The organism is Blautia sp. MSJ-36 (genome assembly GCF_018917985.1).
GTDB lineage: Bacteria > Bacillota > Clostridia > Lachnospirales > Lachnospiraceae > Blautia_A.
Window position 1 is genome coordinate 34,833 of sequence record NZ_JAHLPQ010000019.1, and the last position, 22,378, is coordinate 57,210.

Annotated in this window: 27 protein-coding genes; 22 read left to right on the forward strand and 5 right to left on the reverse strand. The window is 44.5% G+C overall.

Features of this window, described 5'->3' with window-relative positions:
• The first annotated feature begins 68 nt into the window (after positions 1 to 68).
• The 6 genes from argH (at position 69) to KQI39_RS12440 (ending at position 6,616) form a co-directional block, all read left to right on the forward strand.
• Entirely contained in the window at positions 69 to 1,448 is a 1,380-nt protein-coding gene (gene argH, locus KQI39_RS12415; protein WP_216418726.1) for an argininosuccinate lyase, read from the forward strand.
• 93 nt (positions 1,449 to 1,541) lie between these two features.
• The gene (asd, locus tag KQI39_RS12420) at positions 1,542 to 2,627 is read left to right on the forward strand and encodes an aspartate-semialdehyde dehydrogenase (protein WP_216418728.1); all 1,086 of its coding nucleotides are present in this window, start codon (positions 1,542 to 1,544) and stop codon (positions 2,625 to 2,627) included.
• Positions 2,628 to 2,723: 96 nt separating this feature from the next.
• Complete coding sequence (locus KQI39_RS12425) at positions 2,724 to 2,960, forward strand: DUF3343 domain-containing protein (protein ID WP_216418730.1); 237 nt, start codon at positions 2,724 to 2,726, stop codon at positions 2,958 to 2,960.
• A 182-nt stretch (positions 2,961 to 3,142) separates the two neighbouring features.
• A complete protein-coding gene (locus KQI39_RS12430) occupies positions 3,143 to 3,898 on the forward strand; it encodes a formate/nitrite transporter family protein (RefSeq protein ID WP_216418732.1) in 756 nt (251 codons plus the stop codon).
• Position 3,899: 1 nt separating this feature from the next.
• A complete protein-coding gene (locus tag KQI39_RS12435) occupies positions 3,900 to 5,951 on the forward strand; it encodes a DNA topoisomerase (protein WP_216418734.1) in 2,052 nt (683 codons plus the stop codon).
• Complete coding sequence (locus tag KQI39_RS12440; protein ID WP_216418736.1) at positions 5,948 to 6,616, forward strand: UDP-N-acetylglucosamine pyrophosphorylase; 669 nt, start codon at positions 5,948 to 5,950, stop codon at positions 6,614 to 6,616. The genes KQI39_RS12435 and KQI39_RS12440 overlap by 4 nt, the downstream gene beginning before the upstream one ends.
• A 538-nt stretch (positions 6,617 to 7,154) precedes the next feature.
• On the opposite strand, the gene KQI39_RS12445 is transcribed toward KQI39_RS12440, so the two are convergent.
• Positions 7,155 to 7,892 (reverse strand): TraX family protein, encoded by a 738-nt coding sequence (locus KQI39_RS12445; protein WP_216418738.1) that lies wholly within the window; start codon positions 7,890 to 7,892, stop codon positions 7,155 to 7,157.
• Between the two features lie 246 nt (positions 7,893 to 8,138).
• On the opposite strand from KQI39_RS12445, the gene KQI39_RS12450 reads away from it, so the two are divergent.
• Entirely contained in the window at positions 8,139 to 8,831 is a 693-nt protein-coding gene (locus KQI39_RS12450; protein WP_118071121.1) for an iron-sulfur cluster assembly scaffold protein, read from the forward strand.
• Positions 8,832 to 8,871: 40 nt separating this feature from the next.
• Positions 8,872 to 9,882, forward strand: a complete 1,011-nt coding sequence (locus KQI39_RS12455) for a GGGtGRT protein (protein ID WP_015525727.1) — start codon at positions 8,872 to 8,874, stop codon at positions 9,880 to 9,882.
• A 201-nt stretch (positions 9,883 to 10,083) separates the two neighbouring features.
• On the opposite strand, the gene KQI39_RS12460 is transcribed toward KQI39_RS12455, so the two are convergent.
• From KQI39_RS12460 to KQI39_RS12475, 4 genes are all read right to left on the reverse strand, one after another.
• Positions 10,084 to 11,148, reverse strand: a complete 1,065-nt coding sequence (locus KQI39_RS12460) for a tyrosine-type recombinase/integrase (RefSeq protein WP_216418740.1) — start codon at positions 11,146 to 11,148, stop codon at positions 10,084 to 10,086.
• Between the two features lie 163 nt (positions 11,149 to 11,311).
• Entirely contained in the window at positions 11,312 to 12,757 is a 1,446-nt protein-coding gene (locus KQI39_RS12465; protein ID WP_173722626.1) for a DUF4041 domain-containing protein, read from the reverse strand.
• 244 nt (positions 12,758 to 13,001) lie between these two features.
• Positions 13,002 to 13,478: a hypothetical protein gene (locus KQI39_RS12470; protein WP_173722625.1), complete on the reverse strand. Its 477-nt coding sequence runs from the start codon at positions 13,476 to 13,478 to the stop codon at positions 13,002 to 13,004.
• Between the two features lie 346 nt (positions 13,479 to 13,824).
• Positions 13,825 to 14,139, reverse strand: coding sequence for a helix-turn-helix domain-containing protein (locus KQI39_RS12475; RefSeq protein WP_253293170.1), 315 nt, complete (start codon positions 14,137 to 14,139; stop codon positions 13,825 to 13,827).
• A 166-nt stretch (positions 14,140 to 14,305) separates the two neighbouring features.
• Between KQI39_RS12475 and KQI39_RS12480 the strand changes: the two genes are divergently transcribed.
• The 14 genes from KQI39_RS12480 to KQI39_RS12545 form a co-directional block, all read left to right on the forward strand.
• Positions 14,306 to 14,512: a hypothetical protein gene (locus KQI39_RS12480; RefSeq protein ID WP_216418742.1), complete on the forward strand. Its 207-nt coding sequence runs from the start codon at positions 14,306 to 14,308 to the stop codon at positions 14,510 to 14,512.
• A 73-nt stretch (positions 14,513 to 14,585) separates the two neighbouring features.
• Positions 14,586 to 14,804: a hypothetical protein gene (locus tag KQI39_RS12485; protein WP_216418744.1), complete on the forward strand. Its 219-nt coding sequence runs from the start codon at positions 14,586 to 14,588 to the stop codon at positions 14,802 to 14,804.
• Positions 14,801 to 14,962 (forward strand): hypothetical protein, encoded by a 162-nt coding sequence (locus tag KQI39_RS12490; protein WP_173746044.1) that lies wholly within the window; start codon positions 14,801 to 14,803, stop codon positions 14,960 to 14,962. Before KQI39_RS12485 ends, KQI39_RS12490 begins: the two co-directional genes overlap by 4 nt.
• Positions 14,963 to 15,146: 184 nt before the next feature.
• Positions 15,147 to 15,899, forward strand: coding sequence for a helitron helicase-like domain-containing protein (locus KQI39_RS12495; protein WP_216418746.1), 753 nt, complete (start codon positions 15,147 to 15,149; stop codon positions 15,897 to 15,899).
• A gap of 12 nt (positions 15,900 to 15,911) precedes the next feature.
• Positions 15,912 to 16,403, forward strand: a complete 492-nt coding sequence (locus KQI39_RS12500) for a hypothetical protein (RefSeq protein WP_216418748.1) — start codon at positions 15,912 to 15,914, stop codon at positions 16,401 to 16,403.
• 42 nt (positions 16,404 to 16,445) lie between these two features.
• On the forward strand, positions 16,446 to 16,940 hold the full coding sequence (locus tag KQI39_RS12505) for a PcfK-like family protein (protein WP_216418750.1): 495 nt from the start codon (positions 16,446 to 16,448) through the stop codon (positions 16,938 to 16,940).
• Positions 16,937 to 19,009, forward strand: a complete 2,073-nt coding sequence (locus tag KQI39_RS12510; protein WP_216418752.1) for a PcfJ domain-containing protein — start codon at positions 16,937 to 16,939, stop codon at positions 19,007 to 19,009. Before KQI39_RS12505 ends, KQI39_RS12510 begins: the two co-directional genes overlap by 4 nt.
• Positions 19,010 to 19,019: 10 nt before the next feature.
• Complete coding sequence (locus tag KQI39_RS12515) at positions 19,020 to 20,276, forward strand: hypothetical protein (RefSeq protein WP_216418754.1); 1,257 nt, start codon at positions 19,020 to 19,022, stop codon at positions 20,274 to 20,276.
• Positions 20,277 to 20,350: 74 nt separating this feature from the next.
• Positions 20,351 to 20,746 (forward strand): hypothetical protein, encoded by a 396-nt coding sequence (locus tag KQI39_RS12520; RefSeq protein ID WP_216418759.1) that lies wholly within the window; start codon positions 20,351 to 20,353, stop codon positions 20,744 to 20,746.
• Entirely contained in the window at positions 20,733 to 20,990 is a 258-nt protein-coding gene (locus tag KQI39_RS12525; protein WP_216418762.1) for a hypothetical protein, read from the forward strand. The genes KQI39_RS12520 and KQI39_RS12525 overlap by 14 nt, the downstream gene beginning before the upstream one ends.
• 220 nt (positions 20,991 to 21,210) lie before the next feature.
• The gene (locus KQI39_RS12530) at positions 21,211 to 21,636 is read left to right on the forward strand and encodes a hypothetical protein (protein ID WP_216418765.1); all 426 of its coding nucleotides are present in this window, start codon (positions 21,211 to 21,213) and stop codon (positions 21,634 to 21,636) included.
• Positions 21,633 to 21,821, forward strand: coding sequence for a hypothetical protein (locus KQI39_RS12535; RefSeq protein WP_216418767.1), 189 nt, complete (start codon positions 21,633 to 21,635; stop codon positions 21,819 to 21,821). Before KQI39_RS12530 ends, KQI39_RS12535 begins: the two co-directional genes overlap by 4 nt.
• Positions 21,822 to 21,823: 2 nt before the next feature.
• Complete coding sequence (locus KQI39_RS12540) at positions 21,824 to 22,009, forward strand: hypothetical protein (RefSeq protein WP_173739700.1); 186 nt, start codon at positions 21,824 to 21,826, stop codon at positions 22,007 to 22,009.
• A partial coding sequence (locus KQI39_RS12545; RefSeq protein ID WP_253293171.1) for an SPFH domain-containing protein occupies positions 21,999 to 22,378 on the forward strand: 380 nt, incomplete at its 3' end. The genes KQI39_RS12540 and KQI39_RS12545, both read left to right, overlap by 11 nt.

The window sequence follows — 22,378 nt, forward strand, 5'->3', positions numbered from 1 at the left end:
GAGGCGGATCTCATGTCCGCCCGGAGAAGACAGTTCTGCCGCAAAAAAGAAAAGTGAGGAAGAATATTATGGCACAGTTATGGGGAGGCCGTTTTACAAAAGAAACGGACAAGCTGGTTTACAATTTTAATGCATCAATTTCTTTTGACCAGAAGTTTTATAAACAGGATATCCGCGGAAGCAAGGCACATGTTGCCATGCTTGCAAAACAGGGAATCCTGACAGAGGAAGAAAAAGATCAGATCACAGAAGGGCTGGATGGAATCCTTAAAGATGTGAAAGAGGGCAAACTTGAGATCACATCCGAGTACGAGGATATCCACAGTTTCGTGGAGGCAAACCTGATCGACCGTATCGGAGACGCCGGAAAGAAACTCCACACAGGAAGAAGCCGTAATGACCAGGTGGCTCTGGATATGAAACTGTATGTCCGCGACGAGATCGATGAGACAGACAAAGAGCTGAAAGACCTTCTTCTTGCCCTGCAGAAGATCATGGAAGAGAATGTACACACCTACATGCCGGGATTTACCCATCTCCAGAAGGCACAGCCGGTAACTCTGGCTCACCATGTAGGCGCATATTTTGAGATGTTTAGGAGAGACCGTGACAGACTCTTTGATATCCGTAAGAGAATGAACACCTGTCCTCTTGGAGCCGGAGCACTGGCAGGAACCACTTATCCGCTGGACCGTGCTTATACCGCAGAGCTTCTTGGCTTTGACGCACCGACCAGAAACAGCATGGACTCTGTATCAGACAGAGATTATGTGATCGAGCTCTTAAGTGCGTTCTCTACCATTATGATGCATCTGAGCCGTTTTTCCGAGGAGATCATCCTGTGGAACTCCAATGAGTATCGTTTCGTTGAGATCGATGACGCATACAGCACAGGCAGCAGTATCATGCCGCAGAAAAAGAACCCGGATATCGCAGAGCTTGTCCGTGGAAAAACAGGCCGTGTCTACGGTGCGCTGACATCTATCCTTACAACTATGAAGGGAATCCCTCTTGCATATAACAAAGATATGCAGGAAGACAAAGAGCTTACGTTCGATGCCATTGATACGGTAAAGGGATGTATCGCCCTGTTTACAGGTATGGTTTCCACCATGCAGTTCAACAAGGCGAACATGGAGGCAAGTGCAAAGAGAGGCTTTACAAATGCCACAGACGCCGCAGATTATCTGGTAAACCACGGCGTACCGTTCCGTGATGCTCATGGTATCGTAGGAAGACTGGTCCTTCTCTGCCTGGATAAGGGAATCTCCCTGGATGAGCTTCCACTTTCCGAGTATAAAGAGATCAGCCCTGTTTTTGAGGAGGATATCTACGAGGCGATCAGTATGAAGACCTGCGTGGAGAAACGTGTGACTCTGGGAGCACCGGGACCGGATGTGATGGAGCAGGTGATCGCTCAGAATAAAGAATATCTTGAAAAAAATTAAGATAATGCTTGCATTTTTGGAAAAATTGGTATAGTATTTACAGAAAAGACAAATGTGTGCCATGGAGGGACACAAGATGAGGAGAGTTTTATTATGAGTGAAAAGCTTAAAGTCGGTATTTTAGGTGCAACTGGAATGGTTGGTCAGAGATTCATTTCTCTTCTGGAGAATCACCCGTGGTTTGAGGTGGTTACTGTAGCAGCAAGCCCGAGAAGCGCAGGCAAGACCTACGAGGAGGCTGTAGGCGGCAGATGGAAAATGGATACTCCGATGCCGGAGGCAGTGAAGAAACTGGTCGTTATGGATATCCACGAGGTAGAGAAAGTTGCAGCTACTGTTGACTTTGTATTCTCCGCAGTTGATATGACCAAAGATGAGATCAAAGCGATCGAGGAAGAGTATGCCAAGACAGAGACACCGGTTGTTTCCAACAACAGCGCACACCGCTGGACACCGGATGTTCCGATGGTAGTTCCGGAAATCAACCCGGAGCACTTCGATGTTATTGAGTTCCAGAAGAAACGTCTCGGAACAAAACGCGGATTCGTAGCTGTTAAACCGAACTGCTCTATTCAGAGCTACGCTCCTGTACTTACCGCATGGAAAGAGTTCGAGCCATACGAAGTAGTAGCTACTACATACCAGGCTATTTCCGGAGCAGGAAAAACATTCAAAGACTGGCCGGAGATGGAGCACAACATCATCCCGTACATCGGCGGTGAGGAAGAGAAGAGTGAGAAAGAGCCGTTAAGACTCTGGGGTAAAATCGAGGACGGCGTGATCGTTCCGGCTACCACACCGGTGATCACATGCCAGTGCGTACGTGTTCCGGTACTCAACGGACATACAGCAGCTGTATTCGTTAAATTCCGCAAGAAGCCGACCAAAGAGCAGCTGATCCAGAAACTGGTAGAGTTCAAGGGACTTCCGCAGGAGCTTGAGCTTCCAAGCGCTCCGAAGCAGTTCATCCAGTATCTTAAGGAGGACAACCGTCCGCAGGTACACATGGATGTAAACTATGAGAACGGAATGGGAGTATCCGTAGGACGTCTTCGCGAGGATACTGTTTACGATTACAAGTTCATCGGACTTTCCCACAACACAGTAAGAGGTGCTGCAGGCGGAGCTGTTCTCTGTGCAGAGACGCTGAAAGCAAAAGGATATATCCAGGCAAAATAATCTGGTAATTCTTCATAGAGATAAAAATCAGCAGAAACGGGATATCGGGTTTTCCGGTGTCCTGTTTTTGCGTGTGTGGAAGGAACAAAAAGAGACATGCGTAAAAAAGTGATCACCACAGTTGTAACATTCTCCACGACCACAGCTGCCATGAAGATGGAAAAAACAGCGAAGGAAGCAGGATTTCAGGGAAGACTGATCCCGATCCCGTCGGAGATCAGTGCCCAGTGCGGGCTGGCCTGGAAATGTGTGGAACAGTCCGAGGAAGAAGCGGAAGTTTTTCTGAAAGAAAAAGAACTGGCCTGGGATGGCATCTATCGTGTTTTAGCATAAAGTGGATATTGTTTGTTGTGTATAACAAACCAGAAATTTTTGGAAATTTTCGCATTTTTATTGTGAAATAAATGGTAAAGTGTTACAATATAACAAGCAGATTTCCGGAAAGCGTGTTACTGTGAACAAAGAAGCAGTAACAAAGTGCCACGCTTGCTAAAAAATATGTGGAGGTGCTATTTATGAACAGGGAGGATGTAGAGAAACTGTCAACCGCTGCGAAAGGTAAGATAGGCTTACTGAACAGCAATTTCGGAAAATACTTTATGCGGGCGATCATGGCCGGATTTTTTATTGATGTGGCGATGATCTACAGCAACGTTGTTGGAAATGTATTTTCCAAAACATTCCCGGAATGGGGAAAATTCCTTGGAGCCCTTGTGTTCTCCATTGCGGTTCTTCTGATCGTAATGGTAGGAGGAGAGCTGTTTACCGGTAACAATTTGGTAATGGCCTTTGGTGCGTATGACAAGAGCGTATCATGGAAAGACGTGGGCAAGGTCTGGGGAATCAGTTACATCGGCAACTTTGTGGGATGCCTGATCCTGGCTCTGATCTTTGTTGGTGCCGGAGCGTCCGGTACAGCAGATTACTTTGCGGGATTTATAAACGGAAAACTCAGTATTCCGGCAGGACAGATGTTTTTCCGTGCGGTGCTCTGTAATTTCTTCGTCTGTCTTGCAGTTCTCTGCGGCATTAAGCTGAAGAGTGAGGCAGGCAAATTCCTGATGATCACGATCTGTATTTCAGGTTTCGTTGTCAGCGGATTTGAGCACTGTATTGCAAATATGGGTATCTTTACAGTTGCATTCTGTATGGTGCCTGGGTTGTCTGTCGGTGCTATGCTTAAGAGCATGGTGATCGTAACATTGGGAAATATAGTTGGCGGAGGCGTGCTTCTGGCATGGCCGCTTAGAAAGATGAGTGCAGATAAATAGTATGGCAAAGGCTTTATACATAGCGGAGAAGCCCAGCGTGGCACAGGAATTTGCGAAGGCTTTGAAGATCAACGGTCAGAGAAAAGACGGATATCTGGAATCAGCAGATTCTGTGGTAACCTGGTGTGTAGGACACCTGGTTACCATGAGTTATCCCGAAAAATATGATATTAAGTATAAAAGGTGGAGTTTTGATACCCTGCCTTTTTTGCCGCGCGAATTTAAGTACGAAGTGATCCCCGGAGTTAAAAAACAGTTCGAGATCGTAAAAGGACTGCTGAACCGGCCGGATGTGGATACCATTTATGTGTGTACCGACTCCGGACGTGAGGGTGAATATATTTACCGTCTGGTAGCCCAGATGGCAGGAGTGAAGGGAAAAGTCCAGAAACGAGTGTGGATCGATTCCCAGACAGAAGAAGAAATTTTAAGAGGAATCCGGGAAGCAAAAGATATCTCGGAGTATGATAATCTGGCAGCGTCTGCCTACCTCCGCGCAAAGGAAGACTATCTCATGGGAATCAATTTTTCCAGGGTGCTGACCTTGCGTTACGGAAGCAGTGTGACCAATTATCTTCATTCCAAATATCAGGCCATTGCGGTGGGCCGTGTAATGACCTGTGTCCTTGGTATGGTGGTGCGTAGAGAGCGGGAGATCCGTGTCTTTGTGAAGACACCGTTTTACCGAGTCTTAAGCAGCATTGCCCTTGCAGGTGAAAGTTTTGACGGTGAGTGGAGGGCTGTGGAAGGCAGCCGGTATTTCCAGTCCCCGTATCTTTATAAAGAAAATGGTTTCAAGAAAAAAGAACATGCCCAGATGCTGATCGATCAGCTGATGGTGAACCAGCCCCTTTCCTGTACCGTGGAGAAAGTGGAGCGAAAAAAAGAAAACAAGAATCCGCCCCTTCTTTTTAACTTGGCGGAGCTTCAGAACGTCTGCTCCAAGCTCTTTAAGATCAGTCCGGATGAAACACTCCGGATCGTGCAGGAGCTTTATGAGAAGAAACTGGTGACGTATCCGAGAACGGATGCCAGAGTGTTGTCTACAGCAGTTGCCAAGGAGATATACAAGAATATTTCCGGCCTTCGAAATTATCAGCAGGCAGGAGCTGCGGCAGCAGAGGTTCTGGGAATGGAATCCTGGAAAAACATTGCGAAGACCAGGTATGTGAATGACAAGCAGATCACAGACCATTATGCCATTATTCCTACCGGCCAGGGGCTGAATGCACTGGGAAGTGTGTCTCTTACCGCACAGAGAGTGTATGAGACGATCGTGAGGAGGTTTTTATGTATTTTTTATCCTCCGGCTGTTTATCAGAAAGTGAGTCTTGTGACGAAACTGGACGGGGAATCATTCTTTTCCTCTTTTAAAGTTCTGAAAGAAGAAGGCTATCTGAAGATCGCCACGAACTCTTTTGCCCGGAAAAAAGCTTCCGACAGTGAGAAAGGCGGCAACGGGGAAGAGGAGGAAGTCTCCTGTGATACGGTGCTTCTGGAGGCGTTGCAGAAGCTGAAAAAGGGTGATATACTTCCTGTGAACGGTTTAAGTATCAAGGAAGGCGAGACTTCGCCTCCCAAACGATACAATTCCGGTTCCATGATCCTTGCCATGGAAAATGCGGGACAGCTGATCGAAGATGAAGAGCTTCGTGCCCAGATCAAGGGAAGCGGGATCGGCACCAGTGCCACCCGTGCGGAGATATTGAAGAAACTTTTTAACATCAAATATCTGGCACTGAATAAGAAAACTCAGGTGATCACCCCCACACTTCTGGGTGAGATGATCTTTGATGTGGTAAACTGTTCCATCCGGCAGCTTCTGAATCCGGAGCTTACGGCAAGCTGGGAAAAAGGCCTCACCTACGTGTCAGAGGGAAGCATCACGGAACAGGAATATATGGACAAACTGGAACATTTTGTGCGGGTGCGGACCCAGCAGGTGGAAGCAAGCAATTATCAGTACAACCTGCGGCAGTTCTTTGACGCGGCCGCTGTAAATTACAGGAAGCCGGAGCGTGCTTCCAGACAGGGAGGAAAAAAATCATCATGATGAAAGATTTTACCATCAGCAATATGCTGGATCTGAATGAGACCATCGCAGCAGAGCTTTTTGAGAGAAAAACTTATCCGTGGGAGGTTCTTCCGGAGATCGGAGATTTTATCATTAAACTTGGAAAAACACTGGATCCTTCTGAATATGAGGAGAAAGGCGAAAATGTATGGATCGCAAAGTCAGCCACTGTTGCGCCGACTGCAAGTATCACCGGACCGGCTATCATTGGTAAGGATGCGGAGGTACGTCACTGTGCTTTTATCCGCGGCAAGGCCATTGTTGGCGAAGGCGCAGTTGTGGGAAACTCCACAGAGCTTAAGAATGCGGTGCTTTTTAATAAAGTACAGGTTCCGCATTATAATTATGTTGGAGATGCGGTACTTGGATATAAATCCCATATGGGTGCCGGATCAATCTGTTCTAACGTGAAATCAGATAAGAAGCTGGTTGTTGTGAAAGATGGGGATGAAAAGATCGAGACTGGTCTTAAGAAGTTTGGAGCAATGCTGGGAGACCATGTTGAGGTTGGATGTGGTTCCGTGCTGAATCCTGGTACTGTGATCGGACGGAATTCCAATATTTATCCGCTGTCACCGGTAAGGGGATGCGTTCCGGCGGATTCCATTTATAAAAATGCGAAAGAAATTGTGAAGAAAAAATAGTTTTTCTTTGTTTTTTGAAATAAGTTCTGCTTGGTAAGCAGCGGAAGGTTCGAGGAGGGGAAGCACTCACAGTTGCGAAGGCCGTCTCCCCTCCTGGCCACGCAGGGAAGCCGCACTTTTTTGAGAGTGTGGCTTTTTTTGATGGGGCGATGGATGCGACGGTATTGTTTGCGAGAGGCTGTGCCGATCGGGTGAGAGGGGGACGGAAGGCGGCCTGCGTAGCAGGTCTGTTCCTGGATTGATGAATGAATAGTTTGACTTTTAGATGTGGTAAAACAGAACATACAATTATAATCGGCACAGTGATAAATGGGTGATAGAAGTGGAATACAGGACCGAACCAGGAGTGTTACATTATGAAGGGGCCTGGCCGAATTGCGTGCCCGGAAAGAGGGGCGCCTGAGGGGAGAAAAACGGGCTTCGCAACTCTGAGTGCTTTCTCCCCTCAGAACTCCCCACTGGAAAAGTGCAGAACTGAAATCTCAAAACTTTTCACATACAACACGCACATCCATATAAGATAATAAGAAAAAAAGAATTAAGACAGAAATAAAATCTGTCGAAGTATCACCAGTCCCATAATATGGACTGGATAAAACCAGTAAAAGAAATATTTCGCCGCTTTTCCGCGGATAAATCCCCTCTCCCCATTGTACAGGTTAATGGACAGAAAGGCGAAACAGGCTCTCCATTCATAGTAAAGCCAGCAGCTTCCAAGGATCGCCTGCCCGGGCTTATCGTTTCGCATATAGTACATGATCAGGAGAAAAATATATCCCCGCCATCCGTAATCTGCTTTCAGAAAAATGGAAACAACAAGCAGACCCAGGATACAGAGAAGCTGTATCAAGCGCTTATCCTTAAAATATTCGATGGCACAAAACGCCAGGTATCCCAGAAAAAGCGTGAAAAACACATTCTGTCTTTCATAACGCAGTGTGTTTGTGAACATCAGGTTCCAGGGAATCTCTGAAATCAGGGCAAAAAGAAGGAGATTCCGTCCATAACGGAAACGGCTCCTGGTATGCCGGAAACCTTCCAGCAGGAGAAAACAGAAGATGGGAAAAGCCACTCTGCCGATATCGCGGAAAATAAGATATACACTGTATTCTCTTCCAAGAAGTGTAAACAGGACTTTCTGTGCAGGCGGATACATGCTTAAAAGCACAGCTCCGGTATGATCGATCAGCATGGTGATGATGGCAATTATCTTCAGGGCGCTTCCGCTGAGAATACGGTATTTTTCTGGAAAAACAGAATCCACAGATGCATTCATGAAAAATATACCTCCAGGGTTAAACTTGATAATATATTATCATATACATCGGACAGTTGCCAGAAATATTTGACAGTTAGGCATGCAATACTGCCAGAATAACTTCCAATATTATGCGTTTTATGGCAAAAATTTATCAAATATGACTGGACGAAACAAAGGTTTTGTGAGAAAATAGCCGTAGGGTGTTATCGAACTTTTTTTCTCAATAACATCGGTCAATCTATACTTGAAAGGAGTTTTAAAATGATTTATTCACGCGAAGTAGAAGAAATGTGTCCAGTGGCACAGGGCGTACATCATGGTGCCGCTCCGATCCCGGAAGAAGCAAAATGGGTTCAGGCAAAAGAAGTAAAGGATATCTCCGGATTCACACACGGTGTAGGCTGGTGTGCTCCACAGCAGGGTGCCTGTAAGCTGTCCCTTAACGTAAAAGAGGGAATCATTCAGGAGGCACTTGTTGAGACAATCGGATGTTCAGGAATGACTCATTCTGCTGCTATGGCTGCTGAGATCCTTCCAGGACTTACTGTAATGGAGGCACTGAACACAGACCTTGTATGTGATGCAATCAATACAGCTATGAGAGAGCTTTTCCTTCAGATCGTTTACGGACGTTCCCAGTCTGCATTCTCCGAGGACGGACTTGCAGTAGGAGCTGGTCTTGAGGACCTTGGAAAAGGACTTCGTTCTCAGGTTGGTACAATGTATGGAACTCTGAAAAAAGGACCTCGTTACCTTGAGATGGCTGAGGGTTATGTTACAGGTATCGCTCTTGATGAGGACGATGAGATCATCGGATACCAGTTCGTAAGCCTTGGAAAAATGACTGACTTCATTAAGAAAGGTGATGACCCGAACACAGCATGGGAGAAAGCAAAAGGTCAGTACGGCCGTGTTGCAGATGCTGTTAAGATCATCGACCCAAGAAAAGAGTAATTACACTTCGTAAGGTAAAAATATCAGGAGGTTACAGGAAATGGCTTTATTTGAATCATATGAGAGACGAATTGACAAGATCAATTCTGTTTTAAACAGCTATGGAATCGCTTCTATCGAAGAAGCTGAGAAAATCACTAAAGACGCAGGTCTGAACGTTTACGATCAGATCAAAGGCATTCAGCCGATCTGCTTCGAGAACGCTTGCTGGGCTTACACAGTAGGTGCAGCAATCGCAATCAAAAAAGGCTGCAGAAGAGCCGCTGACGCAGCAGCAGCTATCGGAGAAGGCCTTCAGGCATTCTGTATCCCAGGATCCGTTGCAGACACACGTAAAGTAGGTCTTGGACATGGAAATCTTGGAAAAATGCTTCTTGAGGAAGAGACAGACTGCTTCTGCTTCCTTGCAGGACATGAGTCTTTCGCAGCAGCTGAGGGTGCTATCGGTATCGCCGAGAAAGCAAACAAAGTTCGTAAAAAACCTCTTCGTGTTATCCTGAACGGTCTTGGAAAAGACGCAGCTCAGATCATCTCCCGTATCAACGGCTTTACATACGTAGAGACAGAGTATGATCCATATAAGAACGAGGTTAAAGAAGTATTCCGTAAATCCTATTCAGAGGGACTTCGTGCAAAAGTTAACTGTTACGGCGCTAACAGCGTTCCGGAAGGTGTTGCTATCATGTGGAAAGAGGGTGTTGACGTTTCCATCACAGGAAACTCCACAAACCCAACTCGTTTCCAGCATCCAGTAGCAGGAACATATAAAAAAGAGTGCAACGAGAAAGGCAAAAAATACTTCTCCGTTGCTTCCGGCGGTGGTACAGGACGTACACTTCACCCGGATAACATGGCAGCAGGTCCTGCTTCCTACGGTATGACTGATACACTTGGACGTATGCATTCTGACGCTCAGTTCGCAGGATCTTCTTCCGTACCGGCTCACGTAGAGATGATGGGTCTCATCGGCGCTGGAAACAACCCGATGGTTGGTATGACAGTAGCTGTAGCTGTTTCCGTACAGGAAGCTGCTGACGCTGGCAAATTCTGATTTCAGATAACGAAAAATAGTGGGAAAGGCTGTAAACCTTAGGGTTTATGGCCTTTTTCTTTTTGCTCTGCAATAGAACAAAATATTCTCAAAAAGTGCGAAAAAACAGCAATAGCTAACACATAGCTAACACGTAGCGAACACTCGTAGCTAACACTTTTTGAAATAGAAAAAGCGGCAGAGAAGCTCCGCCGCTGATCATTATTTTTCGATTTTTTTCATTTCATTCTTCAGATCTTCAAGGGTACGGTGGGTATACACTTTTTCAGTGATATCCCGTATCTCATGTCCTACGATCATTTTTAATATGTATTCGTTCATATCAACTTCTTTGGCTTTGGTGATAAAAGTATGCCTGGTGTCGTGTGGCTTGTGATCTATTCCAAGTCTGTCCATAACTTTCCGGAAACGGCCACGATATTTATCATAAGTCAGGTGCGTTCCCTGTTGCCCGTCCGGATCATTAAAAAGATATTCACTTCCCGTTTCAACAGCCTGATTATAATTTTTTGTAACCAGATCAGCCAGCAATGGATGAATAGGAACGATCCTGTTCTTTCCGGCATCTGTTTTTAGACCACCGGAGTAAAACATATTTGCAAGGTCAACATCTGCAATCTTAAGTACAGCCAGTTCCTGTGGACGCCATCCGGAATAAATTCCAACAAGGATCATGTCCGCAAATGGAATTTCCAGATGCTGCCAGAGAGATTCAATTTCCTGGTCAGAAAAAGGAATACGGACAATTTGCGGAGCTGTACGTTTTACGCCACTGCAGAGTTGTGCATAGTTTTTGTCAACAATTTCATGTTTCATTGCGTATTTATACATAAGGTTAAAAACGCTTTTTATTCTTCCTTTTGTACTGTTACCAACATCTGCGTTCAGAATGGTTTGCTCTAAGTGTTCAACACGAATATCTTTCATACGTATGCCATAAAGCGGTTTACAGTACCGGTAGGCAGCAGTGATCGTTCTGGTACTGGATGCTCCGATTGTAGGAAAGTAAGAAGCGGTCCATTTTTCGTACACATCAGAGAAGGTCAGAGTGCGGGAATCAAGATCATAAGGGTTTTCATTGTAATGGGTCAGGGCAGTGATAGCTTCTTGCTTTGTGGTATAGTATCCAATTACTTTTCTCACTTGTCTGGAAGTTCGTTTTTCCTCATCAATATCCCAACGCATAGTTCTGATGGCCATCCATGGCTTACGTCTGGGCTTATCCTTTAATTTATATACAGATCCGAAGCCATTTGGTAACTTCATAAATATCATCCTCCTTGTAAAAATGAGTACAAAAATAACAGCCAGCGAACGAGTGTTTCGCTTGCAAGACCGCTCCGAAGATGATACAATATTTTTGCGAAATGAGGTATCTCTTCGGAGATCCACCACCGTCCCGGTATTGGCGTACTGGGGCGGTTTTTATTTATTTTGATTCAGATTCAATTAAAGATAAAGTTTGCCGATATTCTTTTGCAACGGGAACTTTTGTAAAATTTGCAATGTCATTAAAGTTATCATGAACAACCTTTTCAATCTCATCAAGAGATACATGGAAAAATTCTTTTCGAAGATTTACACGGTTGACGCTTTGTTTTTCAAAGTGTTTATGTAAGAGAGTTTCCAATTCCGGTGCATTTTCAGAAAAAATCATAGCATGTACATCAAATTCAAATGGAACCGAAGCACTGCTGAGCTCCTTTATTCTATCCATTGGTTCGAGGCGACGTGTCATTCCAATTTTATAAATATCTTCTCCGAATGAACCAATATTTGAAATAACATACACAAATCCGGCTTTTGCATTCGCTTCTCTGTCCAGTACATTTTTCTTATCGGCCTCTAAATCTCGTAATTTATCTTCAAGTTCTTTGATTTTATCAATGTATAATTGTTTTTCAACATCACTGGAAGTTTTTTGCATATATGCCATAAGCTTTTTTACTTCGTTATTAAATTGATTACAGTCCTTATCAATTTTAGCTTTCTGACGTTCAATTTCACGGCGTACCTTTTCTTCCTCTACCATTTGCTCTTTAATAGCTTTTTGCCGTTCTTTTTCTTGCTGTTGCTTTAACTGAAAAGTATATGTTAAATTGAGTTCTTCTAATTTTATCTCAAGTAGTTTAGAATTTAAAACAACGCCATCGATTTCAAAAATCTTATTGAGACTCTCAAAAGATTTTGCTATCTTGGATCGTACAGAATCAATATTTTTGACAGACAAATTTAATAATAAATTTGTACACTCAGCCTGAAAACACCGCAAAATCTGTTTTTTGTTATCATTAGTAGCTTTCCTCGAATTTGAAAATGAAATATCAAAAGCATTGCCGGACTTTATTAATTCTTGTTCTTCATTCTTTAAAATGACAAGCTTACTTTTACAATCTTCCGAGAAAAGTCCATCATATTCAGCAAAATTATAGTGATCTACAAGAACCGCAGCAGTTAACTGGTCAGATTCCTGGGATAAGTTACTTATTTCTTGTTTTAACAGGTCTATTTGTTGAGTGTACTCTGTTTCTTTAAGGGATAACTTATTCCAATTTGCTTTATACTGATTCTCCAAAGAGGATTCTTTTTCGTGGTATTCATCATCTAACTGTTCCTGCTTATCGGAAAAATCTTTCTCCAACTCTATTTGCTTATTGGAAAAATCTTCTTCAAGTTTGTTTGTTTTTGCAACTATTTCATCATATGTACCATATGCAGATAGCAATCTTTTGTTATCTTTCGCTTGAATAATAATTAATGCAATACCAACAACAAGTATTATTAGTCCAGCGATAGGTACCATTACAATGAAAAAGAATGCAATGAAGAAAAGTAACGCAATAAACCATGTTTGTAAGTACCATTTCTTTTTCATTAGTGTATTCTCCTTTTAAAATATAATATGCATAAATAATACGACGTTCCTTACAGAAAATCGCTTATTTGCGTTCTTTATTATAGAATAAAAAAAGGTGTTGCCATAATGACAACACCTTTAAGATGATCCAAGCAACAAGATGGGCGGCGTATCCATCATCTCAGGTACTCTTGCGAGTGTGTCGGGAGCCTTTCCGACCTTTACTACTTAGTTATTACTCTATGTCATCATTATGCATTTATTATAAAACATCAATTCTCATCACAGCCAACTGCGGAATAAAATAGATTATATAATTATCCACAGCAACATACTGTCCGTATTTGGAACGGTAGCAGTCAATTACTTCAGTGAGATAATCCTCCGGCACTTCCAGATACTCAGCCATCTCGTGAAGATTCCGGCAGCAGGCTTCGTATGCATTGATGATCCCAATCAGGCCTACACGGAGGTTATAGCCATAAAGTCTGGCCCGGTATTCCTGCTTTCGGTTCATCACATCAGTTGACTGATCCAGAATACTGCCTGTGGTAGTATAGTGGTGACCAAGTTCCTCAGCCAGAATACAGGACTTTTCGGCCTGAGTTTCAATGTCTTTTCGAATAGCTACAGTTCCATCACAATACAGTCCTTTTATTCTTTCAGTTCCAAAAGGATAATCTATAACATCTATACCATCCTTGCAGGCAGCGTCTTGCAATTCTTCGTATGTATTCACCTTAAAACCTCCCGCTCAAGTATATTAAAATTGACAAATATCTTTAAGTGACTTATAATATACTTAACAAGAGAACCGTTGGTCAGCGTACACCTGACCGCCGGCAAGAGTAATTGCTAAAAATAGCGCCTTATCTTACCAGGACGAGGGCGCTATTTTTTATGCATAAAAGTAATAACAAGAGTTATGACTGCACAAAGCATAATTACAAAAGTAAATAAATCACTGTATGTAACCATCAGCACCAGCCTCCTTTCACAGAAGTGTCCGGCGGCTGACATAACGCCCCAACAGTTCCCTGGGTAAGTATATTATATTGTCAAAACACATCTGGCATATATGCCAATTATCTTCTTTTTCCTTTTACAAACTCTGCGAACTGACGGATTTCTTTCAGTTCGTCTTCTGTATATTCCTCACCGTCGAAATGAGCAGCGAGAGTAGTTGGTTTTGCAGGTTCATCCCATCCCATGAGATATGAAGGATTACAATTAAAAATACGAGCCATTTCTTCGATGGTTGTTCTTTTTATATTTTCGACACGGCCATTTTCATATTTTGCAATAGCGGATTTCTTTAGTCCAAGTTTTGAAGCCAGTTCTTCTTGCGTCATATTGTATTGCAAACGGCACGCTTTAATTCTCTGAGCCATTTTACACATAGCATTTACCTCCTAAAGTGTCTTAATTTTACTATATATAATAAGAAAATGCAATAAAAATATTAAAAAGTGTCTTAAAAAGATTAAAAAACTATTGACAGCCTTGGAACTGAGTGTTATTATTCAAGTGTCTTAAAAAGACACAGCGAGAGGAGATGAGAAAAAATTGAACAAGCAAAGATTAGAGTCTGTAATGAAATTACATAATGATAATGGACAGACTCTTGCTCAGTATCTTGGGATTGCACGCCAGACTTTTTCCAATAAATTAAATGAAACTAGAGGTGCGGAATTTACACAGGGAGAGATACGCTTGATAAAAGAAAAGTATAATTTATCGGCAGAAGAAATCGATACGATTTTTTTTGGATAAAAAGTGTCTTTTAAAGACACAGAAGCAACGGGTTATGGAATATCTGCTGTCAGATCAGAAGGAGGTGACTGAAATGGAAGTAGGAAAGATATTGCCTGTTGAAGCAGCAGCCATACTGCATGCATCTCCACAATTTGTTCGGATCGCAATGCAGCAGGGGAAGCTTCCAATTGGGACAGCAATTAAGATGTCTTCAATATGGACATACAACATATCCGAGAAGCTTCTTGCTGATTACAGCGGGAAAGATATAGGAGCTGAGCTGAAAAAAATAAGAGGTGGAAGTAAATGAAACGAGATGCGATCATATCCCTGTGTATAGCCCTCCCGGTGGCAAATCTGCCGTTCTGGCAGTGGAGAAGCCCGGCAGAGATGCTCCTGATGGTAGGGTTGTTCTGGCAGGTGGCGTTTGTGGCCGTGGTCGGGACGGGGTATAAGAAACGAAGATAAAAAATGCCAGCACATAGCAGTGTGCTGGCAAAGGGAAAAATCCCAGATGTAAACGTTCAACATCATCATAGCATCTGGGAGGAGAACAGTCAAGCGGCACGGGTGAAAAGCCCGTATTTATTTTGGGGGTATAAGTCCCCTTACAGGCTTGATAAGGAGTATTAGAGATAGGACCAGGTGAGATATGAGATGTGCGTATGTAAGGCACTTATGGGACTGTGGGGAATCCCTGGAGATAGAAGAGAAACACACAGGACGTTATGGAGCCAGAGGACAGAAGAGAGAGAAGAGGAAGAAAGCTTCTCCGGAGGATATCAAAAGGCAGAACAAGTGGAAGCGAGAGCGGGACCTGAGAAGACTGATCAAGTGGAACTTTGGAAAGTATGATTACTGGATGACGATCACATACCGAAAAGGGGACCGCCCCGCATGGGAACAGATGAAGAAGGATGTAACGGACCTGATCAAAAAGGTAAGGAAAAGATACCGGAAGCTAGGAAAAGAACTGAAATACATATACCGCCTGCAGATTGGAAAACGGGGAGGGCCCCACGTGCATATCCTGGTGAACCGGATCCAGACAGAGAACACAGGTACAGACATGATTTTTACGGAGCTGTGGACCAAGGGACACATCAACATCCGTTCTGTCAATGACACCGGGGGCTTTGCGGATCTGGCAGAATACATTGCCAAGCCGCTGGAAGAATGGGAACCGGAAGGCGTAAAGAGATATCACCCTTCCAGGAACCTGATTCGCAAAGAACCAAAACAGAAGGTGATCAACCGCAGGAGCCTGGTGGACAAGTATGGACACATGATTTATCCCAAAGCTCCAAATGGGTATTACATAGATCCGGAATCCGTACATATGGGTATCAATCCGGTTACAGGGTTCCCATACCGGCATTATACATGCATAAAGCTGCAGATCTGAGGTGAGAAGAGAGTGTGGAAAGTAGATATATATCTGGAAACAGACAGCAAAGTACAAAAGAATATGGACAGAAGGTGTGGGTATGTCCTTGAGACGATTTGCGCCGGCGCAATCCGGACTGTAGAAGGATTCAGCCGTATATCCGGGACTTACCACAGTGCAAACCTTCAGAACCTTGCGGCTGCACTATCCAGGATCACGAAAACAAGCAGGATCTGTGTACATACGGAGGATGCTTATGTAGCAGCGCATATTAGAAAGCTTTCAGAGATGGCAGAAACGGACTGGAAAGATTCCAAAGGTAGTTTAATCCGAAATGCGGATCGCTGGAAAAAAATCTGGGAGCTGGCAGAAAAACACCGACTGGATATAACCGCAAACACTGATAAACACAGTTACTCCGGCTGGCTCCAGGAACAGATGGCGGCTGGAAGATGCGAAAAAGACGTGGAGAAACAAACTGAGCGAAAAGTAATGTGTCAGATGTCAGGATACCATTATTGAACAGGGAAGAATGCATAAAGTGAACGAAAGGAGAAGATGTAAATGTTCGAAAAATTTGGAGAGATGAGCAGCTGCAGGGAGATCAACGAGCTTGCAGAGAACCTGCTGAATGAAGGAGATATCCAGAGCCTGAAAGTGATGGCGCAGGAGAACGGCATCCCGGAAGACTATGTTGAGATGTATCAGTCCGGCGATATCCCGTATCTTTGCGATGCTGTGACGGCCGCCATGGGGAAACTGGATGTGGAATGCGGATCCCTGAAACTGGCCGGTCTGATGAATGACTGGGTGGAGTATATCCGTGGGCTCTGCGTGGAGGATGAGATGGTCGCACACCAGGTCCGCAAGAAAGGAAAGAGCTTGAAGCAGTGCATCGCAGAGATATTGAAGTATGCCTTTAAGAACCAGGTACCTGTGGATAAGGAGATCATAAAGGCTGCAGGAGTCAACGCCGGAAAAGTGACCTTCGGAGATCCGGACATGGGTACCGCAAAAAAACTGATCCGTGATTACTATCTGGGAGGCAGCAGGAAATGAAGAAAAAGGAGATAGAAAAGATCCCATTCCGGGGCGGTGTCAGGGCAGACAAACAGTATCGTAACACAGCAGTTGCATTTTTCCAGGATCTCCGTGGAGAGAGCCATCTGTTTGTTGAAGTTTACGAAAACAAAAAACGGGAGCTGCAGACCCCGTGGATCCGGATGGTGTTTACCCAGAAGGACTGGGGCTTGTATTATCCGGATGCAGGCGTCTGGTCGGCAGCAGGGCTGGATGAAGAAAGGAAAAAGATCGGCAGTAACTGCAAAAAAAGAGACAACAAGTGTTATATGGCTAGGTCCCAGGGAGATATGGTGTGGAAGTTTACTGGAAATACGTGGGAACGGAAATACACCACCTGGGTAGGTGTCCTGCAGAGCTTGATCCACAACATCAAAGCACAGAGAGTCCAGAAAAGGGAAGACAAACGTGCGGACAGGCTTAAAGAACGGGAACAGAACACCCCGCCGCTTCCGAAAGGACTGGAAGACTGGGCGAAAAAAACAGGCATCGGAACAGAACACTTCCTGTACTACAAGCGTCATGGAAGATATGCGGATATAACTTGCTCTGCATGCGGACAGGTGACGGAGGCAGCGGTCAGAAGAAAAGACACCTACGAGGGACAGTTTGAAAAGATAATCCCGGTCCCGCAACATGATTCGGTGGGAACGTGCCCTCATTGTGGTGCTACAGGGGTGTATAAGGCTCAGGGAAAGGCCAAAGGAGTATGGGGGCATGGGATGAACTGCTTTATTGCACAGAGATATAAGGATGATGGAGCAGTGATCAGATATGTGGAGATAGAAAAAATATACAGACTGGATACTTTTCTGGATGAAAAAGAGATCATGATAGGCGCAGGCGAAAAGATGATCATAACTGAGATCGCAAGGACTTACCTGGAAAAAGGAAAAAGGACACAGACAGATTATCATAAATTTAGTTCTTACTCCGGAGAATTCTGGGATGACTGCAATTTGTGCGGAATGAACAACATTTCGATCAAAGCAGCAAAGATATATCCGGAAAGCTACAAAGAACTCCGGACCACATTCCTGAGATATTCGGCAGCAGAGATGTATGGAAAACATAAGACCATGTATAACCTGAAAGAATACCTCGAAAGATATATCCAATGGCCGCAGATAGAGATGTTTGTGAAAATGGGATTACATCATATAGCGGAATCCATAGTAGAGGGCTACTGCGGGATCATAGCAGACAAGGATGCCATAAAGCCGGAATGTTTTCTTGGAATCTACAAAAGAAGGCTCAGGGACCTGAAGACCTTGCAGGGAAACCCTGACTATCTGAAAGTGTGGCAGATGGAGAAACGGATGGGACTTCACGTGACAGTACAGGAAAGCATATTCCTTGCGGAAAGCCAGGTACGGCAGAGCGATCTGAAAGAAATATTGAAATATACCACAGTAGCAAAGTTCATGCACAGGATAGAGCAGTATTCCGGATGCGGGATCCCGGATACTATGCAGGAACCCATGTGTGGAAGGGCAGCAGGTGCTGTAAGCGGCGTAACCCGCACTTATGTGGATTATCTGCGTATGCGGATACAGAGGGGGTATGACCTGCATAACCAGATTTTCCTTTTTCCGAGAGACCTGAGGCTTGCCCATGACCAGATGGTCATTGAGACAAATGCGGAAGAAATCCGCAAGAGAGAACAGGCAGTTAGCGAAAAATATCCGGACATCCGAAAGAACTACAGGGGTCTGAGGAATCAATATTTTTACGAAGACGAGGATTATCTGATACGGCCGGCAAGATCAGCAGAAGAGATCGTTGCAGAAGGAAGGATCCTCCATCATTGCGTCGGCGGGGACAGCTATCTGAATAAACATAACACCGGCCGGAGCACGATCCTTTTCCTGCGTTCAAAGTCAGCGCCGGAAACACCGTATATCACAATAGAGATCTGCGGGACAAAGATCCTGCAGTGGTATGGGATCCGGGATACAAAGCCAGATGAAATCAGGATAGAAAGGCATCTGAGAAGATACATAAAAGCATTAAAGGAAAAAGATCAGATAAAGTCAGTGACCGCATAAGGAGGAAAGCATGGAATATGTACAGCTGAGCATGGATGAATACATCCAGAGTAAAAACGACATCAAAAATAATCTTGGGGGTATCGTAAAGAGTTTTGTCCGGATCGGATGGCAGCTGACCAGGATCGACCGGTCAGGTGCTTATAAAAATGACGGATACAGCAGCATAGCCGAATTTGCGGCCGCAGAATATGGAATGACCAGGACCGGTGTAAGCCGTTTTATGAACGTATATGAAACATATTCTGCAGATGGGGATACACCGGAATTGAAAGAACAGTACCGGGAATTTAAGTTCTCGCAGCTGACCGAACTCCTGCAGGTACAGGAAGCAGACCGGCAGATGTTCACGCCGGAAGTGAAAAGGGAGGATATCAGAGAATTCCAGAGGTTTGAAAAAGAAAATGAAGCAGATCCGGCCCGGCTGCTTGACTGGAAGGATGCAAAAAGCCCGGAAGAAAAGCTGAAAGCAACGATACAGGAGTTTTGCAGGGAGAATAAAGATATCCTCAACGCAGTGTACAGCTCAATTACGGAATCAAAAAACCTGGCAGAGATGATCAGCCCGTCCGGCAGCAGGAGTTACCGGAAAGGCACTGTGTATCTGATGTTTTACGAGGAAACAAAAGGGATCATGGTCAAGGTGTTCGGAGAGACGCCGGTGGATATCACATATCGATATTTCCTCGATGTTGTGCACAGCCTGTTCGATGAGTACGATGCAGGGGCACATACCTGGGAGAAATGCTTCGGGGTACTGCCGGACGAGGGAACAACAGCCCAGAAGCAGGAAGAACCTGTGGAACCGAAAATGCCAGAGCATAGCGGTAAAAACATCGGGAATGTACATGAGGATATTTCGGCGGAGAAGGTGATGGAAAAACCAGAGATTGCGCCGGCGCAACAGGAAGAACAGATCCCTGGACAGGACAGCATCGATCAGCATCCGGAATATATGCCGGAACCGGTGCAAGAACCAGATATCCCGAAGAAACCAGAAGATTCTGTACCGGGGATCCATAAAGAAGAACAGAAGTCCGACCCAGTACCGGAAAACAATGAAACTATTCCGGAAGCTATTCCGGAAAAAGCAATAACCCGGAAAGAATATCTTAAAACGCTCACATTATACGGCTGGGCGGATTACGTGGCAGCAGCAATGCGGACCTTTGGAAGCATACCATTCTCCAGGTTACGAGAGATCAGCTTCTGGGAAGAATGGCTGTGCGGAAAAGTGGACAAAAAAGGACGTCCATGGATTGAGTAAAGGGTGTTTTCAAAAATCCAAATATATCACAAATACATAAGGGGAGGCCCTGACCTCCCCGGAAAGGGGCAGAAATGTTATTCCCAAAACAGAAAAGTAAGAAAAAGAGAATGCGCCATCCGGCCAGCATCCTGCACGATAAAAGCAGCAGGACCTGTTATCTCTGCGTAACACTCCACGATAACTGGAACGAACACAGGATTCTGGATGAGCACCATATATTCGGAGGACCGAACCGGAAGAACTCCGAGGAATATGGTCTGAAAGTATACCTGTGCCACGATCATCACATCTACGGTCCGGAAGCAGTGCACAACAACGCCCGGATCCGCCACGAATTACAGCGGACAGCACAGAGACTATTTGAAAAGCAGCACAGTCACAAAGAATTTATGGAGATATTCGGCCGGAACTATCTTGATCCGGTAGAGATAGGGGAAAACAGTGAGAAAGAGAATGAACCTGTATAAAGTGGTAGATCAGAATGGAAAGCAAGTTTTTGACGACTTGCTGATAGCCAGACAGGTCACAGAGAAAACCGGATGTACAAAGAATAATGTAGCCCAGGCAGCAGCAAATTTTGCTCTTGTGAACAAGAAATACCGGATCATTCCGGAGGATATCAAATTGAGCAAGGTTTTAGATGTTGAACTCCTGGCAGAATGGGACAGGTACCGGAAGTGGATGCTGAGGGCAGCAGGGAGGGGAGAATGAATAGGAGGCAGAAAAAGAAACTGTTCAACAGAAAATGTTGATACCGGCTTGTAAAGCTCCCACGCAACTTCCAGACGTGGGTATTCCAATATTACACCGGTATCGGAGCAGTAACATACAAACGCATTTACACAGAGAAAATCCCAGACAGAGAGAAATACTTGATAGACACCAGAAACGTAGAGAATTTCAACCGGATCATGGCAGAAAGGAGAAAATGATGGGAAACACATGTAAAACCTGTATCAATAACGATGATGGTCTTTGCGACCGCAAAGGAATTCTTGTAGAAGACGAAGATTCCTGTGAGCATCACTGGGCAGCAGAAAAGAAGGTCAGAATGAAGCGACATGAGAAGAAGATGGATATCACACCAGAACTGATGCTGTCAGCGTACAACACACTGATCCAGGGGTGTAAAAGCCAGCCGGCCAGTGAGGATGGAACCTGCAGCAGTTGCATCCTGTATCAGCACTGCCCTGGTGCATCAGATCTTCTTCCAGAAAACTGGAAAGAGATACACTATCCATACCTGGAAGGAAATACACTGCATTACATAAAAGCCGGTAAAGTCAAGCAGATTATATTTTCTAGCCGGGAAGATGCAGAGGAAAGGCTTGCGGAAATGAAAGAAGGTGTGAAATGAGTTATAAGAACAACGAAGGATATCCAGATCCTACAGCTGGAAAGACAGTCCGGTCAGCAGGGAGGATGCCGACGCACATCTATAATGCCTTTTGCGTTCTGAACAATACAGCAGGTCTGCTGGGATTAGAGATTACAGGACTGAGGGATAAAAAAACAGGTCGTGAATGGCCACAGAGGAGGTGAGAATGATGTGGGTAATATTTCTTGGTTCCGGTATGGTGTTCGGAATCGCAGCCCTGGTGCTGGCCTGGATTGGAAGCAGAGTGATCCTGTCGATCAGGCGGCAGCAGAAGAAATTCGAGATTGAAGATGAAACATACAACAAAGTAAAAGAAGCTATCAAAGAAAAGGAGAACAAAAATGAAAAGTAAGATTATTATCGGAATCGTGGCAGCAGTAGCAGTTCTTGGCGGAGGATACACAGTATCAAGAATGGATTTTATCGGCACAGGTAAAGTTGGTATCGTCTACAACTACAAAGATGGAGTACAGGACACAGTACTCACGCCGGGAATGCATTTTATCGCACCGATGAATAAAGTAAAGGAATTCAGTACCAGCAATGAGATCCTTGTCCTCACAAAAGATAAAAGGGACGGTAGTAAAGAGGATGATTCTTTCAAAGTAGCCACATCAGACGATGCCAGTATTGCAGTATCTTTCCAGATGAGTTACCGGTATGATCCAGACACAGTGATTGATACATACAAGCGTTTTAAAGGAATGGACGGAGAGGATAT

Excerpts from the sequence above, each read along its gene's own strand:
- argH (WP_216418726.1), top strand. The coding sequence starts at position 69 with ATGGCACAGTTATGGGGAGGCCGTTTTACAAAAGAAACGGACAAGCTG.
- asd (WP_216418728.1), top strand. The coding sequence starts at position 1,542 with ATGAGTGAAAAGCTTAAAGTCGGTATTTTAGGTGCAACTGGAATGGTT.
- KQI39_RS12425 (WP_216418730.1), top strand. The coding sequence starts at position 2,724 with ATGCGTAAAAAAGTGATCACCACAGTTGTAACATTCTCCACGACCACA.
- KQI39_RS12430 (WP_216418732.1), top strand. The coding sequence starts at position 3,143 with ATGAACAGGGAGGATGTAGAGAAACTGTCAACCGCTGCGAAAGGTAAG.
- KQI39_RS12435 (WP_216418734.1), top strand. The coding sequence starts at position 3,900 with ATGGCAAAGGCTTTATACATAGCGGAGAAGCCCAGCGTGGCACAGGAA.
- KQI39_RS12440 (WP_216418736.1), top strand. The coding sequence starts at position 5,948 with ATGATGAAAGATTTTACCATCAGCAATATGCTGGATCTGAATGAGACC.
- KQI39_RS12445 (WP_216418738.1), bottom strand. The coding sequence starts at position 7,892 with ATGAATGCATCTGTGGATTCTGTTTTTCCAGAAAAATACCGTATTCTC.
- KQI39_RS12450 (WP_118071121.1), top strand. The coding sequence starts at position 8,139 with ATGATTTATTCACGCGAAGTAGAAGAAATGTGTCCAGTGGCACAGGGC.
- KQI39_RS12455 (WP_015525727.1), top strand. The coding sequence starts at position 8,872 with ATGGCTTTATTTGAATCATATGAGAGACGAATTGACAAGATCAATTCT.
- KQI39_RS12460 (WP_216418740.1), bottom strand. The coding sequence starts at position 11,148 with ATGAAGTTACCAAATGGCTTCGGATCTGTATATAAATTAAAGGATAAG.
- KQI39_RS12465 (WP_173722626.1), bottom strand. The coding sequence starts at position 12,757 with ATGAAAAAGAAATGGTACTTACAAACATGGTTTATTGCGTTACTTTTC.
- KQI39_RS12475 (WP_253293170.1), bottom strand. The coding sequence starts at position 14,139 with ATGTGTAAAATGGCTCAGAGAATTAAAGCGTGCCGTTTGCAATACAAT.
- KQI39_RS12485 (WP_216418744.1), top strand. The coding sequence starts at position 14,586 with ATGGAAGTAGGAAAGATATTGCCTGTTGAAGCAGCAGCCATACTGCAT.
- KQI39_RS12490 (WP_173746044.1), top strand. The coding sequence starts at position 14,801 with ATGAAACGAGATGCGATCATATCCCTGTGTATAGCCCTCCCGGTGGCA.
- KQI39_RS12495 (WP_216418746.1), top strand. The coding sequence starts at position 15,147 with ATGAGATGTGCGTATGTAAGGCACTTATGGGACTGTGGGGAATCCCTG.
- KQI39_RS12505 (WP_216418750.1), top strand. The coding sequence starts at position 16,446 with ATGTTCGAAAAATTTGGAGAGATGAGCAGCTGCAGGGAGATCAACGAG.
- KQI39_RS12510 (WP_216418752.1), top strand. The coding sequence starts at position 16,937 with ATGAAGAAAAAGGAGATAGAAAAGATCCCATTCCGGGGCGGTGTCAGG.
- KQI39_RS12515 (WP_216418754.1), top strand. The coding sequence starts at position 19,020 with ATGGAATATGTACAGCTGAGCATGGATGAATACATCCAGAGTAAAAAC.
- KQI39_RS12520 (WP_216418759.1), top strand. The coding sequence starts at position 20,351 with ATGTTATTCCCAAAACAGAAAAGTAAGAAAAAGAGAATGCGCCATCCG.
- KQI39_RS12525 (WP_216418762.1), top strand. The coding sequence starts at position 20,733 with ATGAACCTGTATAAAGTGGTAGATCAGAATGGAAAGCAAGTTTTTGAC.
- KQI39_RS12530 (WP_216418765.1), top strand. The coding sequence starts at position 21,211 with ATGGGAAACACATGTAAAACCTGTATCAATAACGATGATGGTCTTTGC.
- KQI39_RS12535 (WP_216418767.1), top strand. The coding sequence starts at position 21,633 with ATGAGTTATAAGAACAACGAAGGATATCCAGATCCTACAGCTGGAAAG.
- KQI39_RS12540 (WP_173739700.1), top strand. The coding sequence starts at position 21,824 with ATGATGTGGGTAATATTTCTTGGTTCCGGTATGGTGTTCGGAATCGCA.